The organism is Rhizobium sp. PRIMUS64, from assembly GCF_023006465.1.
GTDB lineage: Bacteria > Pseudomonadota > Alphaproteobacteria > Rhizobiales > Rhizobiaceae > Rhizobium > Rhizobium leguminosarum.
This window is the reverse complement of the sequence record NZ_JALBGX010000009.1, coordinates 31,828-47,011: the sequence shown is the minus strand read 5'-3', so window position 1 is coordinate 47,011 and position 15,184 is coordinate 31,828. Positions and strand designations below refer to the sequence as shown.

Sequence of the window (15,184 nt, the reverse complement as noted above, 5' to 3'; positions counted from 1 at the left end):
ATCTGCGCGTCTCGTCAGAACCGAGTTTTTGGGCGATAGCTCAGTTATTGGAGGAGGCGCCTTGATGAGATTTGAACTGACGAAGCTGGGCGCGCAGTTGACTACCTCAGATCAATCAATTGGCTACAGTTGGTCCCGGGCGGTCCGACGCCCATCAAGGGCCGTCCTGCACTGACATCGCACGAGATTCGCGACCTTTGTTGCCCGCTCAACTCGAGCTGGATTGGCAGTGACATGCAGGAAGGTGAGTTCCCGGGAAATTGGCTTGCTGCCGGGAAGATCGCAAAGCACCAGTTCGCCACGCTCGAGCTGAGGCGCGAGCACCCGAAGTGATTCCAGCGCCACGCCGAGTCCGGAAAGCACAGCCGGTATGATCTGCGACGCGCGATTGAAGCGCAACCAGTTGGTGCGCGCTAGGGAAACATTGTTCAGATCAAGCCATTCGGCCCAAGTGACCGCATTGGTCTCGTTGACGATCAATGGCATGTTCGCCAGATCCCCCACGGACTGAAGACTGTGCTTAACCTCCGCAGCGCAGACCGGCGCGAAAACGTCTGGTCCAAGCGACTCCAGATTATGCAGCCGCGCTGCCGCTTCGCCATAAAGGACTGCGATATCGAAATCACGGTAGGAACGAAAGTCAGGTGCCTCGTCCGCAACCAAGCGAATATCCCGCTCTTTGGAAGCCAGCAGCGATTGGACGACGACGGACAGGAGCTGACTCGCTATTCCCGGTGGGCTGCAGATCGAAATCGGATCTTCGCGAATGTCGGCGATGCTCCTGAGACCGGCGCGCATCTCATCAAACCCATGCAACACGTGCTTGAGCAACTTTTCGCCCTCTGGCGTCAGTTTCAACCGGTTGCCAACACGGTCGAAAAGGCGGCGATCCAGCCGCTCCTCCAGCTTTCTGACCGCCTGACTGACAGCGCTTGTCGATAGCGCAAGCCGTTCCGCTGCTCGCTTGAATGAACATGCCTGTCCAGCTTCGGCGAAGATTTCCAGGCTGCTTAGGGGTACGCCCAGCCGCGACATCGGTGAAGCTCCGCTTAACGAAAGGGCAAGGACAAGTCGTTTGTACCCTGCCGGGGCGAGATCTAATCTCCTGATCGCGGAGACATTGCCGAAACGCTATCGGTAACGGGGGGAGTATGCAACGGAACTTGACGGGCCGCGTGGCCCTGGTCACGGGGGCTGCACGCGGGATAGGCTTGGCAATAGCTGACCGGCTGGCGGCACGCGGAGCGCACGTCATCATTTCGGACATAGACTACGAGGCCGGTGAACGCCGCGTCCGCCACCTTGCCGAGCGCGGCGATTCCGCGGCCTTCATGAAGGTCGATCTAGCCGATCCCATGTGCGTCCTTCAGCTAGCGCGGGAAGCAACGGCTCGATTCTCGGGAATAGATATACTGGTGAATAATGCCGGCATCGTCTCAACAGGCCCAATTGAAGATGTCGGGCTTGCTGAATTCCAGCGGTTGATCGCCATCGACCTCACCTCGGTTTTTCTACTGACAAAGTCCGTCCTTCCCCATATGGCGGCGTCGAATTGGGGCCGCATCGTCAACATCGCCTCAGTAGCCGGCCAGCGAGGCGGTGGTCTGTTCGGCAACAGCTGTTATGCCGCCGCGAAGGGCGCTGTGATCGCATTCACCAAGGGTATCGCGCTAGAAGCCGGTCCTCTCGGTGTGACCTGCAACTCAATATGCCCCGGCTTGACCGATACAGATCTGACCTCGTCACTGACGGACAAGCAGCGAGAGGGCATTATTGCCACAACCCCGGTTGGCCGAACGGGACAGCCTGAGGACATAGCAGAAGCGACTGCTTTTCTCGTCTCGCCGGCCGCCGGCTTCATCACCGGCGTGACGCTCAATGTAGACGGGGGCTTCATGCGATACTGATCTGCGCCATTGCTTGGACCGCGGGAGGCGAAAGCCAAGCGATGGCGAATTGACGAAGACTGTGAGGAGGAGAACGGCAGATGAAGAAGACATTCGAGACATCGGATGGGGCAACACTTGCCTATACAGACGAGGGATCGGGCGAAGTGCTGATCCTGTTGCCCGGCTGGTCACAGTCGGCAGCGATGTTCCGGCATCAGATCGCCCATTTCGCCAGGAACCGGCGTGTCGTTGCCCTGGACTTCCGTGGTCATGGTCAATCGCCTCATGCGACGCATGGTTATCGGATATATCGGTTCGCTGGCGACGTTCAGGAACTGATGCGGCATGAACAAATCGAACGTGCCGACATCGTCGGGTGGTCGATGGGAGCCTCTGTGGTCTGGGCAATGATCGACATGTTCGGCACGAGGCATTTCAACCGCCTTGTCTTCGTTGATGAACCGGCCTCCGTTATGCGCCAGGCCGGCATGAGCGAACAAGATGCGGTCAATGCCGGAGCCCTGTTCGACAGCACAACGATGCTTGCAATTGCTGAGCAGATCATAGGCGCTGATGGGCATGCAACACGAGGCGCCTTTCTAGACTCGATGGTGACCAAGCAGATTCCGGCAGATCTGAAGGAGTGGTTGCTGGCGGAGAATCTCAGAGTCGATCCCGGTCAGGTTGCGAGCCTATTCGTCAATCACTGCACGATCGACTGGAGTGATATCTTTACCCGGATCGACCGGCCAACGCTGATCGTCGGCGGCCGTGTCAGTCACGTCGATGCGCGTTCACAGGAGTGGATCCACGGCCAAATCGTGGGATCAACGCTCATCATCTTCGAAGACAATCAAGGTGGAGCGCACTTCCCCTTTCTTGAGGCCCCAGACCGTTTCAACGAACTACTCTCTAGCTTCTTGTTATCAAGTTAGCCGACCGAACTCTTTTCCATCCCCATCATGACGCCGCACGGATCCGGACCAGGAAAGCGCGTAAATGGCTTGACGCAGCTGAATTTGAGACATCGCCTCACTCCGACAATCGCACCGCTGCGCGCCGTCAAAATCCGTCCGTCAACAAGGTTGAGCATCTGTCAGCCGTTCAAGGTGGATCTCTGTGCACGCAGTTTGAGTCATTCAAACTCTACGGCAAGCTTGATCGCGCCGGCGGTAGTCGAGACGGGTCCCGCTCTGTACCGGATCAGCCGGCGTCCACAAAACGCAGAAATCCCTGCGTATGCTGCAGGCAGTTTACATCTGTTGCCAGCGCCTCCCCGGCTATTTCGCTTCGTGCAGAATAGCAACCGAGGGAGAGTTCGGCGTTATGATGATCACGCCTCCACTGGGGCTCGATAGAGGATGACCCGACCGGTCGGTATGATCTGTGAGAGGAAATCAAAGTCGCGAACATTGCCAGTCAGCACGCTCGCACCCAGCAGCCGTGCCTGCAAGAAAACCATGGCGTCATTGACGAAGCGGCGCTCATGTCCCTCCCCCTTTGGGAGATTGCTCAAGCGAAAGAGCAGACCCGCCAACACCCCGGCATGTCCCCAGACGGCTGCATCTGGAGCGTGAAGTCGGTGTACGGGAATGTCTTCGACCGTCGTCGCCATCGTTTCGAGGACCGCTTTTGTAGTGGCGTGCTTGGGGTCCAGTCGGCCGAAGGCATGGGTCAGCTCAGACAGGCAGACCGCCGAATGGTGACATAGGCGATACGTGATCAGCCTATCGACCTCCACCGGCGAGCGGCCTTGAAGCACATCCAAATAGACGCTCGTATCCAGGAACAGAGGTCCTCCGATTGCCGGTTCGTCGGCAGCCCAAGGAAGATCTTCGTCGGGCCTGCGCTCGAGCGTCCCGACGTGCTTTTGGGGCTTTAGTGATCGCAGGATTTCAGAGAGTTCAAATCCCAAGATCGATATCCGTCGGGATGCGGCCCTTGCGGCCCACCAGACGTGCGCCAAAGTCGTCTTCGAGAGCCAGCCGTGAAAGCGCCAATTCCAGCAACTCAGTGTCAGATGTAACATGGGCACGCTTCTTGGCTGCCTCGATCAACTCCGACGGCACTCGCCCCGACAAGCGGGTATTCTTCGCCGTACCAAGGAGACCGACGGCCTTCGCTTGCTCAAGTACGAGCCTATTGCGAGTCAACGCGACTTCCGCTTCGCTTTCCGCACCAGTTCGTGGTTGGGTAGCCATAACATTCTCCTGTGTTGAACAGAATATAGATTGCGTTGAACAGGAGGGCAAGGTTCAATAGCGGTAGGGGTTGCGATCCAGGAGTTCGCGGCAATCCACCATGGGAATGACGACGGGGAGCGGGCACCGGACGGGTGGAGACCGACAACGATACCCGAAGGCTCTATTTTCCTGCTCTTTCCCGGTGCCAGGCACCGGCATGCCCCGGATCGCCGCGCCGGATGGGTCGAGCACTGGATCGAATGCGGGGGAAGCGCCTTCAATTTCGCATGCGACGCCGGCTCGGCGCAACCGGAGCGACCAAGCAGCTCCGAGATTTCAGATTTGTTCACTTCGATCCACGCGTTGGCGCAGCACGATACCGCGCGCAATCAGCTGCGCATCTCAACCCCTGGACTTCAGTTGCTGGCCCTTTTATGCCGGCCCACCGATATCAACAGAAGCGTATCCGGCAGGCTCGTCGGTTGTGCGCGAATGATTTTGATGGAGCGTTGCGGCCTGCCGCTTTCGGTTGAACAGTTCGCCGAGGAACTCGGTGTCAGCCACCTCTATTTTCGGCGCCTTTTTCGCGCGCAGACTGGCATGTCGGCCAAGCAATTTCAAATGACGGTGCGCATCCAGCGGGCCAGCGACTTTCTAGTGAACACCGGCAAGTCAATCAAACAGATCGTCGGTCTCCTGGCTTTTCACTCGATTACTGACCCAAAAATTATATTAAAATAGTGGTCAGATAGCGCCTGCTATCCCGAGACTCAAGCTTGAGACTATTCTTCTAGCAGGCCGTCGAAGACCTCGAGCATGGCATCGCTGATGGCCTTGCCAAGTGCGGCGGCAGTCTCCGCCAGCGCTTCCTCATTCATATCACGAGCAGCCATCGCGAAGGCCGCGCCTCCGGCCGCAACGATTGATTGCGCGCGTTGGATCGCCCAGAGCGCCAAGTCACTGCGGTTGCTGATCTCCACGGTTTCCATGTTTTCTCCTGATCTGTACGAGCGGATGACTTATAGCGAATCTGTCGGACGATGTAGTCTGAAGAGTCGTTTTAAGAATGAACCCGAGGTAGCGAAAGACAGCAGTTCGATCTGTTTGTTTCGCCTGAGGCGGCATCTACGATACCTCTCGTCGGCCGCATGCAAGGGGCGTCCGCTCCCTCATCACGTCAGATCTGTACTCCGTCGCACAAACTGATAGAAAGAGCGCCCGCGGAAATCGGAGAAATCGTCCGCTGCCGGACGCGGTCGGCAGCGGTGGAACTAGAAAGCGGTTTGCACGTTTTCCGGCCGCCAAAAGGAGCCTCAACGACATGAACATGGCCTCGAAGATTGCGAAATCCCCTGTTGTCCCGTCCATCGGCGCCCTGCTTGCAGAGGCTCGCCAGGCTCGCGGCTATTCGCTGGACGACGTCGCAGAAACTACTGGTCTGACTGTTGCGGAGGTGACAGCTCTGGAGAACGACGCGGATTTCGACGCGTCGAGGATCCGAAGAACCGCAGCCCCTCTAGGGGTTTTAGACAAGATTTGAGACGCGCGCCGCGCTTTCAAGGAGAGTGCCTGCCGCAGCTCACTGAGTAGAGGTCGCGCTTCAATGGGAAGCCGTCCAATGCTGGTACAGCTTATAGGGACAATTAAGCGCTTGACTCAGCCCGGCTGGGACGAGTCGGCTGGCCCAAATCAATTTGCCGAGCGCCTGAAGTCATTCGTCGCAACCTTGCTTTTTAGAGACGCTCGCGCGTCAGCTTGCCGACCGCAATTTACCGGGTCATTGAGCACCAAACCGGGAGTGCGCTGGTCCTGTTCGGACAGCGGTTTGATCTTTGACGGGTCAGAAGTTCATATCGTCTCAATAGCCCCATCGTCGCCTTGGGCAAATAAGATTTGGATGACGAACCTTATCGCTTGAAGACGACGATCTTCTCCGCCGTCATCTCCCGCGCCGATATCGCTACCGTTGCGCCGACCAAAGAATCTTTTTGGGATGATGTCGGTTCCTCGATAACTCGTCCGTCTTTCAATCATGACGACTGCTAGACCCCTCACACCAAATCATGAAAGGGACTGAAATGGCAAAGAACACGATCTGCCTTTGGTTCGAGAAAGATGCCGAGGAAGCTGCAAACTTTTATGCGCAGACTTTCCCTGATAGCGCTGTCGGAGCCATTATTCGAGCACCCGGCGATTATCCGGATGGAAAAGTCGGCAACGTTTTGGTTGTCGAATTTACGGTTGCCGGTGTCTCCTGCGTCGGATTGAACGGCGGCTCAACCTTCAAACACAGTGAAGCTTTCTCATTCCAGATTTCGACAGAAAACCAGGAGGAAACCGACCGATATTGGAACGCCATCGTTGGAAATGGCGGACGGGAAAGCGAATGCGGGTGGTGCAAGGACCGTTGGGGAATCTCGTGGCAGATCACGCCGCGCGTTTTGATGGATGCCATGAGAACTGGTGGGATTGAAGCAAAAAGAGCCTTCGACGCGATGATGAAGATGCAGAAGATCGACGTCGCGGCAATTGAAGCGGCCGTTCGAGGATAGCGTCGTCGGCAACTTGGCCGCCCACTCTACCGCCAACGTTTCAAGGCACAATAGCCAGTGTCGGCAACCCGTCGGCGCGTAGGGAGGGTTGCGTTGGGTTAAGTGGAGCTGTAAAGCTAGCTATCCTTGCTCAGCCCGTATTGTATCTGCCGTTGTCGCTAAATCGCTCGCGTCGCCATCAAGGCCATAAAAGGCATAAGGGTTTAGAAATTGCCTTCCCCAAAACAGGGCTCGGTCCACTTCGCCCAGAGCAGCCTCACCACACAATGCGCGCCAATTATCTCCAATCGTGCGTAGTTGGTGGCCGACGATCTCGATCGCCTCAGTCCGGCTCAGGTGGAAATGCGACGCCGCGGCGAGACAGGTGACGATCTTGCTGCTCCTGTCCTGCTCGACGATGAGCATCGCCTGGCTCACTTCCTCTCCTGCACGCGGCTGCGGACAGATATCGTAGGCGGGCGTGAGTGAAAGCGAAGCGCCGTCCCAAAAGGCGGCATGATTTCTGGCATGATCATCGGTATTGCCAACGAGGACATTGAAGCAAAGGCGCGAAAACAGCTCTCTCAATGTTTCGGGAACGGAGGTAAAACGGATGCGTACGCTTTCAGCCAGATCCTGATAGCTTGCATATCGCGCGTGCATTTCGTCGAGCTCGAGCATGGTCAAGGCGGATACCATCGACCGGCGATACCAAGCGTTGCCAGCGCGAATGCGGTCAAAGCGCTGGACAAGCAATACGTCCTTCCCCGACGCTCGAACGATCTTTACAGGCGATACATTCAGACCTGAAAGCGCGGCCAGGCGCATGGCAATGTATTCGCCCTTCACCACGCTATACGTGTCAGAGCTGCTCGAGAATTTTGCGATGAATTTGCGCGCCTCATCATCGATCAAGGCTTTTGGCCTAGCCCCGCCAACCGAGCTGCCGTGATGGAGCGCTTGATCCAGCTCGGGGCTGAGGGGAAGGTTCTTTTCAACCCGTTCCGCGGCATTCATGAGTTGATCAAGCGTGGCGTGGCCGGTACCGCGACCAATATATTTTATCGCCGATGTTTGGAAATCGAGCGCCCCAATTCGGTCTGAGCCTGACTCAAGCAGAAATGTCAGTTCATCAAGCTCCAGTCCATTCAGTTCGCCGCTTTTCACGCCGAATGCGCGATTGAGGATAATCCGACGTCCCCATGCGTCGGGAGAGGCGTCTCGAATGGAACTCGGCATTGAGAGACCGTAAAGAGGTCGTATCTCACCCGTTTCGAGCGGCAATTCCGGAAGGTAAAGGGCAACCGCGTTCGGATTTTGCAGATAGGATCGACCATAAACGAAGCTGATCTCGCCATCCCTCAAGACAAGGCGGCCGGCCACCACGGGATCGGCGGTTTCCGATAGCCACACCCATACGAACGCTTCTGTTGGCTGCGGCTTTTTAGAAGTCATCGTCGATCGCTATCGGCTTTCGCGGACGCGCATATTTGGGCAGGAGCGTAAGACGTTTCTGGAGTTCTTCGTTTCTGAATGTCATACCGCCAAGATCGTCGTCGAAGAGGCGAATGCCGAGAACGGTACACGCCTCAAAGGCGACGCCCAGCTCCACTTTCGGATCTCCTTGTTCGAGCCGCTGCACAGTTCCGCGTGTTACGCCAAGACGGCCGGCAAGTTCCTGCGCTGTCATCCTCCGCGATTTACGTTCAAGCTGGATCATGTTTCCTAAAACATTGACGGCAGCAATCGTATATCGTGCGTAGCTCTGTTTTCTCGTTGCCGGCATTGATCGATCCATCATACATATAGCCATAATATGCATTATGCATTGGGCAAGGCAAATGTCTACAGCTTTACCTGCTATAATGATCGACATGTCGGTCATATAGTTCCTATATGCGCGATGTATCGCTCATTATTGGCATCTCAGCGAGAATATCTGGCCGTCAAGATCGGTGGCGCGCGACGCTACAGGGTTAACAACCGCGCGCTTGAATTCCATACCGTGCTGCGTCGCCCGGTATTGGGTTGTATGCCCGCAACGAGACATCTCCCACCTTCCCCTTCTCTCGGCAGTCTTTATCCCCATGCACAGCATTGGCCCGTCCGGCACCGTTTCTGGCTCAAAACCTGATGTCGAGTCGTGCGGAAAGGTTGTTTTCAAACGAGTCTGCGCCGATCTGACTTGAGTAGCGCAAGGCGAGCTTGCTACCGGGCGAGAGCCCCAGGTCAAGACCTATGTCCGCCACTGCGACATTGGTATCGATGGAGGCACCCTCGACGGCGAATGGGAGACCCGAAGAAAAGCGCCATGTCGAAGTCGCATCGGTATCGCCAGTAGCATGGTGCCAACCAAGCGATCCGCGAACGCTGGCCGGAAGACCGAAGGTTTCGAATGATGTTGCGGCGTGTACGCCCGTTCGATCTTCGGATAGAACTAAGATTCATGTGTCCCCACCACGAAGCTGGAACATTGGTCTTCGAGGCGGTCCCGCCTCCGGCCGCATCATCTCCTTCACGCCCCTAAAGCAGACGCGTAGGGGGGCCCATATGCATCGCCGCTTCCGGGTCAATCTCACCAAAGCGCCCGAGCTCTGCCCCCGCCCCGCATTAAGCCGGCAAGTCAAAAATGAGAAATGAAAATACAGCCTACGGCTTCAATTGAAATCGGGAAGTAAAGCCACAATTTTCTCCACCTCCTGGACGCGTACTTGACACGCCCAATCATCGCATTACCGACCCGCCGGGACTCGCGACCGACAGGGAACTAATCCGACTGCCTGCCCTGGTCACAGGACCGGCGTCAGCTAGCGATTGTTGGTCTTTGGTTGACGCAAGGCCTGACTACCGTTGCATATCCATAAGTTGATCCATCGATACCATCGCGTGATTGAGATTCGACATGATCAGCATGGACCCAAATACGATGAGCCCCACGACGAAGATACCAAATGCGAGAGCAAGGAAATTGTTGGTCTGGTCAGGTGCGCTCGAGATGTGAAGGAAAAACACCAGGTGCACGCCCATTTGTGCAATCGCCAGCACCGCAAGCAGCACAGGAAGAGCTGGGCCGTAGATCAGATCGCTCGATGACGCCCAGAACGATGCAGTGGTCAGAACGAGAGCGAAAGCCAGGCCAATCAGATAGCTGCGTCCATCCGGCCGGCTGTGCTCGTTGACGCCTGGGGCTTGCCCCTGTGCTTCGCTAAGATCACTCATTGATGTGCTCCGAGGTAGACGATTGTAAAAACGCCGATCCAGACAATATCGAGCGCGTGCCAAAAGAGAGAGAAGCAGAACAGCCGGCGGCGCACCATCGGCTTGAATCCGAGCGTGAGGATCTGAGCCAGCATCACCACAAGCCAAAGCATTCCGACGGAGACGTGCAGCCCATGGGTTCCGACCAGGATGAAAAACGCCGAGAGAAAGGCGCTTCTTGTCGGACCGTCGCCGCTGGTGACAAGACTGGCGAACTCCGACACTTCAAGCACCAGAAAGCAGGCGCCGAGGAAGAATGTGGCAACCAACCAAAAGATGCTCGGCCTGAGGTCATTGCGCTGCACCGCGAGCCCGCCGAAACCACAGGTCACGCTGGATGCGAGCAGGAATAGCGTTTCGAGAAAAACGTGATCCTTGTCGAAGATTTGTGCGCCGCCTGGACCATCGGCCGTTGAGCCGGACAACACCGCATAGGCGGCAAACAGCGCTGCAAATATGATGATATCGGACAGCAGAAACAGCCAGAAACCATAGCCGACGACATTCGATACCGGTGCCGGCCCCCTTTCCGAGAGCGGTAGGTCGTGCGGCGCGGCGTCGCTGTTATGGACGAGTGTGAGATGAGATTGGCTCATGCTGGGATCTCCTGGCCAAGCCGGGCCCGCTCGACGGCGGCGACTTCTTCGGCACTGAACGTTGTTTCATTGTCGACACGCCACGCTTGGGCGAGGCTAACCGCGATACAGCCGAGGATGCCAAGGATCGCCATCCACCATATGTGCCAGATCATCGCGAATCCCCATCCGACCGAGAAGAAGGCCAGAAAGACACCGGTGGGATTGCTGCGGGGGACCTCGATCGCTTGATATGCATTCCCATCTGCGACGAGAGGCTGAATGCCCTTCTGTTTCATGGCCCAATAGGCATCGGTGCCGTTGACCGTCGGCAGGACCGCAAAATTCCAGGCTGGTGGCGGTGACGGGATTGACCACTCCAGAGTTCGTCCGCCCCATGGGTCACCTGTCAGATCGCGACGCTGCTCCCGCGTGCGAATGCTGACGACGAGTTGCACCACCGTCAGGACGATGCCGAACAGGATCAGAACGGCTCCTGCAAGCGCCACCAGCATCAAGGGCTGCCAGCCTGGATCGGCGTAGTGCTGCATCCGTCGCGTGGCGCCCATCAGCCCGAGAGCGTATAGAGGCATGAAAGCGAGATAGAAGCCGATGAACCAGCACCAGAAGACGGCTTTGCCGAGCCGTTCGTCGAGCGTGAACCCGAAAGCCTTCGGAAACCAGTAGGTGTAGCCCGCAAGCACTCCGAAGACGACGCCACCTATTGCGACGTTGTGAAAATGAGCGATCAAAAAAAGGCTGTTGTGCAGGACGAAATCAGCCGGCGGGATCGCCATCAAAACCCCGGTCATCCCACCGATCACGAATGTCACCATGAAACCCAGGGCCCAATAAACTGGTGTCGTAAATCGAATCCGCCCGCCATAGAGAGTGAAGAGCCAATTGAAGACCTTCACGCCGGTCGGCACCGCGATGATCATCGTCATCACACCGAAGAAGGCGTTGACGTTGGCGCCAGCACCCATCGTAAAAAAGTGGTGCAACCAAACCACGAATGACAGGATGCAGATCACCATGGTCGCCATGACCATGGAGCGGTAGCCGAACAAGGGCTTTGACGAGAAGGTGGCGACCACCTCGGAGAAAACACCAAATGCCGGAAGGATGAGGATGTAGACCTCAGGGTGGCCCCATATCCAGATCAGGTTGATATACATCATCGCATTGCCGCCGCCATCCGTCGTGAAAAAATGGAAGCCGAGATAGCGGTCGAGCAACAGCATCGCGAAGGTGGCCGTCAGAACGGGAAACGCAGCGACCATCAGAAGATTCGACGCCAGGGCGGTCCAGCAGAAAATCGGCATTCTGAGGTACCGCATGCCCGGCGCCCGAAGCTTGAGGATCGTCGTCGTCAGGTTGATGCCCGACAACAAAGTCCCCATGCCTGATATCTGCAGCGACCAGAGATAGTAGTCGACGCCGACGCCGGGCGAAAAAGCCGTCTCGCTGAGCGGGGGATAGGCAAGCCATCCCGTGCGCGCAAACTCGCCGACAACCAGCGATACATTGATGAGAAGAACACCGGCTGCGGTGAGCCAGAAGCTCACATTGTTGAGGACGGGAAAGGCCACATCCCGGATGCCAAGCTGCAACGGCACGGCAAAATTCATCAGGCCGACAACGAACGGCATCGCCACGAAGAAAATCATGATCGTGCCGTGAGCAGAGAAAATCTGATCGTAGTGGTCGGGGGGAAGATAGCCCTGGGCTCCGCCCGCGGCCAATGCCTGCTGCGTTCGCATCATAATCGCATCCGCAAAACCGCGCACCAACATCACCAGCGCGAGGATGACGTACATGACCCCGATCCTCTTGTGATCGACGCTGGTGATCCATTCGCGCCAGAGATACGGCCACCATCCCTTGATTGTCACGAGCCCCAGCAAAAAGAGGATCAATACGACAACGGGGGAGAAGGCGATCAGCACGATCGGGTTATTGAAGGGAATGGCGTCCCAGCTCAACTTACCTAGCATCTGAGTGCTCCAATTGGGTTGAGAAATCGGAAAGGCCGCCCATCGACACCGCCTCGAACAGCCGCGGATCGACGGAGGAGAAGGTCTCCGGCCGATTTGCACTGCTGGGGCGCGCGAGGGTGGAGAAAGTACCGGCGTCGAGACTGTTGTTCTTGGCCTGCGTCGTCCTGATCCAATCCTGGTATTGATCGTCAGGGACGGCCGCGAGTTCGAAATGCATGTCTGAAAAGCCGTCGCCGCTGAACTGTGCCGACAGGCCCTTGTAGACGCCTGGTGTGTCTGCCTGGAGATTGAGCTGTGTCGTCATGTTTGGCATCGTGTAGATCTGACTGCCAAGCTGGGGCACGAAAAAGCTGTTCATGACCGTGGCTGATGTCAGCTTGAAATGGACGGGGGCGCCGACCGGCACCACTAGCCGGTTAACGCTGGCAACCCCTTCAGACGGATAGATGAACAGCCATTTCCAATCGAGCGACACAACCTCCACATCGACCGGCTTTTGCGCCGAGATGATTGGTTCGGAAGGACTGAGCTGATGAGAGCCGATCCAGGCGATGCCGCCGAGAAAAATGATGACGAGTGCCGGAATGGACCAGACGATCATTTCGATGCGCCCGGAATACTCCCAGTCCGGCAAATATCTGGCTCGGTCGTTTCCGGCGCGGAACCACCAGGCAAAAGCCACTGTCAGCAAGATCACAGGGATAACGACGGCGAGCATGATGACCGTCGCATCGATCAGAATAATGCGCTCGGCTTTTCCGATCGGCCCCTGTGGGCTGAGCACACCCTCCTGGCAAGCTGCGAGGCCCGCGGCCATGGGCGGAAGGATCAAGCCAACGCGGCCGAACTTGCCAAGGCAAGAAAGCATGCAGGCAGACCAGGCCCCTGAGGGATCAGACGTAGTTCCGTCTGAGACTATACGGTTCATTCGGCGGCTCCTTCGTTGGCTCTGCGCACAGAACTTCCCTCCGCCCCGGCAGTCCGGGACGGTCAGTTTCGATTTGGCAATAATTTGAACCCGCTCAGCGGGTCAGATTGACCTTGGCGAGGTCGATCAGTTCGCGAGCCCGTCCGTCCAGAACGGCCTTCGCCATGAACAAGCTGAATTTGTAGGCCTGTTCTGCCGTCGTCTTCGGCGGCATGGCCAATTCCTGGCGTGCGCTAACGACATCGACGAGAACCGGCCCGTCATGCGCCATGGCCTCCGCAAGGGCAGCCTCAAGGTCTTGCGGCCTCTCGACCCGAATGCCCTTGACGCCCATCGCTTGCGCCATTTCTGCGAAGTTCGGATTGATCAGGTCGCAATTGGTATCGAGGAAGCCGGTGGCTTTCATTTCCATTTCGACGAAGCCAAGCGTCCCGTTGTTGAGAACGATGACCTTCACATTCAGATTCATTTGCGTGAGCGTGATGAAATCGCCCATCATCATGGTGAACCCTCCGTCGCCGGACAAAGAAATCACCTGCCGGTTCGGGAATGCCGCTTGCGCACCGATTGCCTGAAGCATCGCATTTGCCATCGAGCCGTGATTGAACGAGCCGACGATCCGTCGCCTTCCATTCACTTTGATATAGCGGGCGGTCCAGATGATTGGTGTCCCGACATCGCAGGTAAAGACTGCGTCATCCGCCGCCAGTTCGCTGACGAGTCGCGCAAGATATTGGGGATGAATGACATCGCTGTTCGGCCCGCTTTCGGCGAGCGAGTCCAGACCGCGCCTTGCCTTGGCATAGGTCTCAACGGCCTGGTCCAGGTGTGAAGAATCGCTTTTTTCCTCCAGCAACGGCATGAGCGCCGACACCGTTGTCTTGACGTCGCCGATGAGCCCAATGTCGAGCGGAGCTCGATTGCCCAGCGCCTCCGGCCTGATATCGATCTGGGCGATCCTGGCGTGCTCGGGGTAGAACGGACGATAGGGGAAATCCGTGCCCAACATGAGCAGCGTATCGCAGCTCATCATCGCTTCATATCCCGAGGCAAAGCCCACCAAACCCGTCATGCCGACGTCGAAGGGATTGTCGTATTCGAGATATTCCTTTCCACGGAATGCGTGGACGATTGGCGCCTTGAGCTTGCGCGCCAAGTCGACGACCTCACTATGCGCGCCCGCGCAACCCGCACCGCAGAGAAGCGTGACCCTTGCATCGGCATTCAGCAGCGCCGCAAGCCGCTCGAGATCGCTCTGGCTCGGCCTGATTTCGGGTTTCGTGGGTATCAGCCATTCCGGAACCTTTGCTTCAACTGGCTTCAAGGCCACGTCGCCGGGCAATACAACGACCGCCACGCCTCTCTTGGCCACGGCGACCCGGATAGCGCGATGAAGAATTTGAGGCAGCTGCCTGGGGTCTGAAACCAATTCGACATAGTGGCTGCATTCCTTGAAGAGATTTTCGGGATGGGTGGCCTGGAAATAGTCGATGCCGATCTCGGTGCTTGGGATGTGGGATGCAATGGCCAACACCGGAACACCGTTGCGATGACAATCGAAAAGTCCGTTGATCAGATGGAGATTTCCCGGGCCGCAACTGCCGGCGCACACGGCGAGCTCTCCGGTCAGATGCGCCTCCGCGCCCGCCGCGAAGGCCGCGCCTTCCTCGTGCCGCATGTGCACCCAGTCGATGCTTTTCTTTTTGCGAAGAGCATCGTTCAAGCCGTTGAGCGAGTCGCCGACAACCCCGTAAATCCGCTTGACGCCTGCTTTTTCCAGAGTTTCGGCAAGATATGCTGCAGCAGTTCTAGACATAATT

Annotated in this window: 17 protein-coding genes; 5 read left to right on the top strand and 12 right to left on the bottom strand. The window is 57.2% G+C overall.

The genetic code is table 11. From position 1 onward, the window contains the following. Positions 1 to 123 precede the first annotated feature (123 nt). On the bottom strand, positions 124 to 1,035 hold the full coding sequence (locus MOV76_RS05985; RefSeq protein ID WP_247264048.1) for a LysR family transcriptional regulator: 912 nt from the start codon (positions 1,033 to 1,035) through the stop codon (positions 124 to 126). A gap of 116 nt (positions 1,036 to 1,151) precedes the next feature. Here MOV76_RS05985 and MOV76_RS05980 point away from each other — a divergent pair, with 116 nt between their 5' ends. After that, entirely contained in the window at positions 1,152 to 1,907 is a 756-nt protein-coding gene (locus tag MOV76_RS05980) for an SDR family NAD(P)-dependent oxidoreductase (RefSeq protein ID WP_247264047.1), read from the top strand. Positions 1,908 to 1,987: 80 nt separating this feature from the next. Further along, complete coding sequence (locus MOV76_RS05975; RefSeq protein WP_247264046.1) at positions 1,988 to 2,824, top strand: alpha/beta fold hydrolase; 837 nt, start codon at positions 1,988 to 1,990, stop codon at positions 2,822 to 2,824. A 398-nt stretch (positions 2,825 to 3,222) separates the two neighbouring features. On the opposite strand, the gene MOV76_RS05970 is transcribed toward MOV76_RS05975, so the two are convergent. Next, positions 3,223 to 3,804, bottom strand: coding sequence for a type II toxin-antitoxin system VapC family toxin (locus MOV76_RS05970; protein WP_247264045.1), 582 nt, complete (start codon positions 3,802 to 3,804; stop codon positions 3,223 to 3,225). Next, positions 3,794 to 4,090: a hypothetical protein gene (locus tag MOV76_RS05965; protein ID WP_247264044.1), complete on the bottom strand. Its 297-nt coding sequence runs from the start codon at positions 4,088 to 4,090 to the stop codon at positions 3,794 to 3,796. The genes MOV76_RS05970 and MOV76_RS05965 overlap by 11 nt, the downstream gene beginning before the upstream one ends. Positions 4,091 to 4,147: 57 nt before the next feature. Here MOV76_RS05965 and MOV76_RS40030 point away from each other — a divergent pair, with 57 nt between their 5' ends. After that, complete coding sequence (locus tag MOV76_RS40030; RefSeq protein WP_309506082.1) at positions 4,148 to 4,813, top strand: AraC family transcriptional regulator; 666 nt, start codon at positions 4,148 to 4,150, stop codon at positions 4,811 to 4,813. Positions 4,814 to 4,854: 41 nt separating this feature from the next. Here the strand turns inward: MOV76_RS40030 and MOV76_RS05955 are convergent, their stop codons facing one another. After that, positions 4,855 to 5,061 carry a hypothetical protein gene (locus tag MOV76_RS05955; protein WP_247264043.1) on the bottom strand — a complete coding sequence of 69 codons (207 nt, stop codon included), beginning with the start codon at positions 5,059 to 5,061 and terminating at the stop codon, positions 4,855 to 4,857. Between the two features lie 332 nt (positions 5,062 to 5,393). Here MOV76_RS05955 and MOV76_RS05950 point away from each other — a divergent pair, with 332 nt between their 5' ends. Then, positions 5,394 to 5,612 carry a RodZ family helix-turn-helix domain-containing protein gene (locus MOV76_RS05950; protein WP_247264042.1) on the top strand — a complete coding sequence of 73 codons (219 nt, stop codon included), beginning with the start codon at positions 5,394 to 5,396 and terminating at the stop codon, positions 5,610 to 5,612. 538 nt (positions 5,613 to 6,150) lie between these two features. Further along, positions 6,151 to 6,624 (top strand): VOC family protein, encoded by a 474-nt coding sequence (locus tag MOV76_RS05945; protein ID WP_018245242.1) that lies wholly within the window; start codon positions 6,151 to 6,153, stop codon positions 6,622 to 6,624. A 120-nt stretch (positions 6,625 to 6,744) separates the two neighbouring features. Here the strand turns inward: MOV76_RS05945 and MOV76_RS05940 are convergent, their stop codons facing one another. The 8 genes from MOV76_RS05940 to poxB all read right to left on the bottom strand — a co-directional run bounded on the left by MOV76_RS05940 (position 6,745) and on the right by poxB (position 15,180). Then, on the bottom strand, positions 6,745 to 8,058 hold the full coding sequence (locus tag MOV76_RS05940; RefSeq protein ID WP_247264041.1) for a type II toxin-antitoxin system HipA family toxin: 1,314 nt from the start codon (positions 8,056 to 8,058) through the stop codon (positions 6,745 to 6,747). Continuing rightward, the gene (locus MOV76_RS05935) at positions 8,048 to 8,389 is read right to left on the bottom strand and encodes a helix-turn-helix transcriptional regulator (RefSeq protein WP_247264040.1); all 342 of its coding nucleotides are present in this window, start codon (positions 8,387 to 8,389) and stop codon (positions 8,048 to 8,050) included. The genes MOV76_RS05940 and MOV76_RS05935 overlap by 11 nt, the downstream gene beginning before the upstream one ends. A 337-nt stretch (positions 8,390 to 8,726) precedes the next feature. Continuing rightward, complete coding sequence (locus MOV76_RS40275) at positions 8,727 to 9,047, bottom strand: autotransporter domain-containing protein (protein WP_408987985.1); 321 nt, start codon at positions 9,045 to 9,047, stop codon at positions 8,727 to 8,729. Positions 9,048 to 9,447: 400 nt separating this feature from the next. Beyond that, a complete protein-coding gene (gene cyoD / locus MOV76_RS05930; RefSeq protein ID WP_247264039.1) occupies positions 9,448 to 9,822 on the bottom strand; it encodes a cytochrome o ubiquinol oxidase subunit IV in 375 nt (124 codons plus the stop codon). Beyond that, complete coding sequence (cyoC, locus tag MOV76_RS05925) at positions 9,819 to 10,457, bottom strand: cytochrome o ubiquinol oxidase subunit III (RefSeq protein WP_247264038.1); 639 nt, start codon at positions 10,455 to 10,457, stop codon at positions 9,819 to 9,821. Before cyoC ends, cyoD begins: the two co-directional genes overlap by 4 nt. Beyond that, the gene (cyoB, locus tag MOV76_RS05920) at positions 10,454 to 12,433 is read right to left on the bottom strand and encodes a cytochrome o ubiquinol oxidase subunit I (protein WP_247264037.1); all 1,980 of its coding nucleotides are present in this window, start codon (positions 12,431 to 12,433) and stop codon (positions 10,454 to 10,456) included. The genes cyoC and cyoB overlap by 4 nt, the downstream gene beginning before the upstream one ends. Further along, entirely contained in the window at positions 12,423 to 13,253 is an 831-nt protein-coding gene (gene cyoA, locus MOV76_RS05915) for a ubiquinol oxidase subunit II (protein ID WP_247264036.1), read from the bottom strand. Before cyoA ends, cyoB begins: the two co-directional genes overlap by 11 nt. 205 nt (positions 13,254 to 13,458) lie before the next feature. Next, positions 13,459 to 15,180, bottom strand: a complete 1,722-nt coding sequence (poxB, locus tag MOV76_RS05910) for a ubiquinone-dependent pyruvate dehydrogenase (protein ID WP_247264035.1) — start codon at positions 15,178 to 15,180, stop codon at positions 13,459 to 13,461. Positions 15,181 to 15,184: the final 4 nt, after the last annotated feature.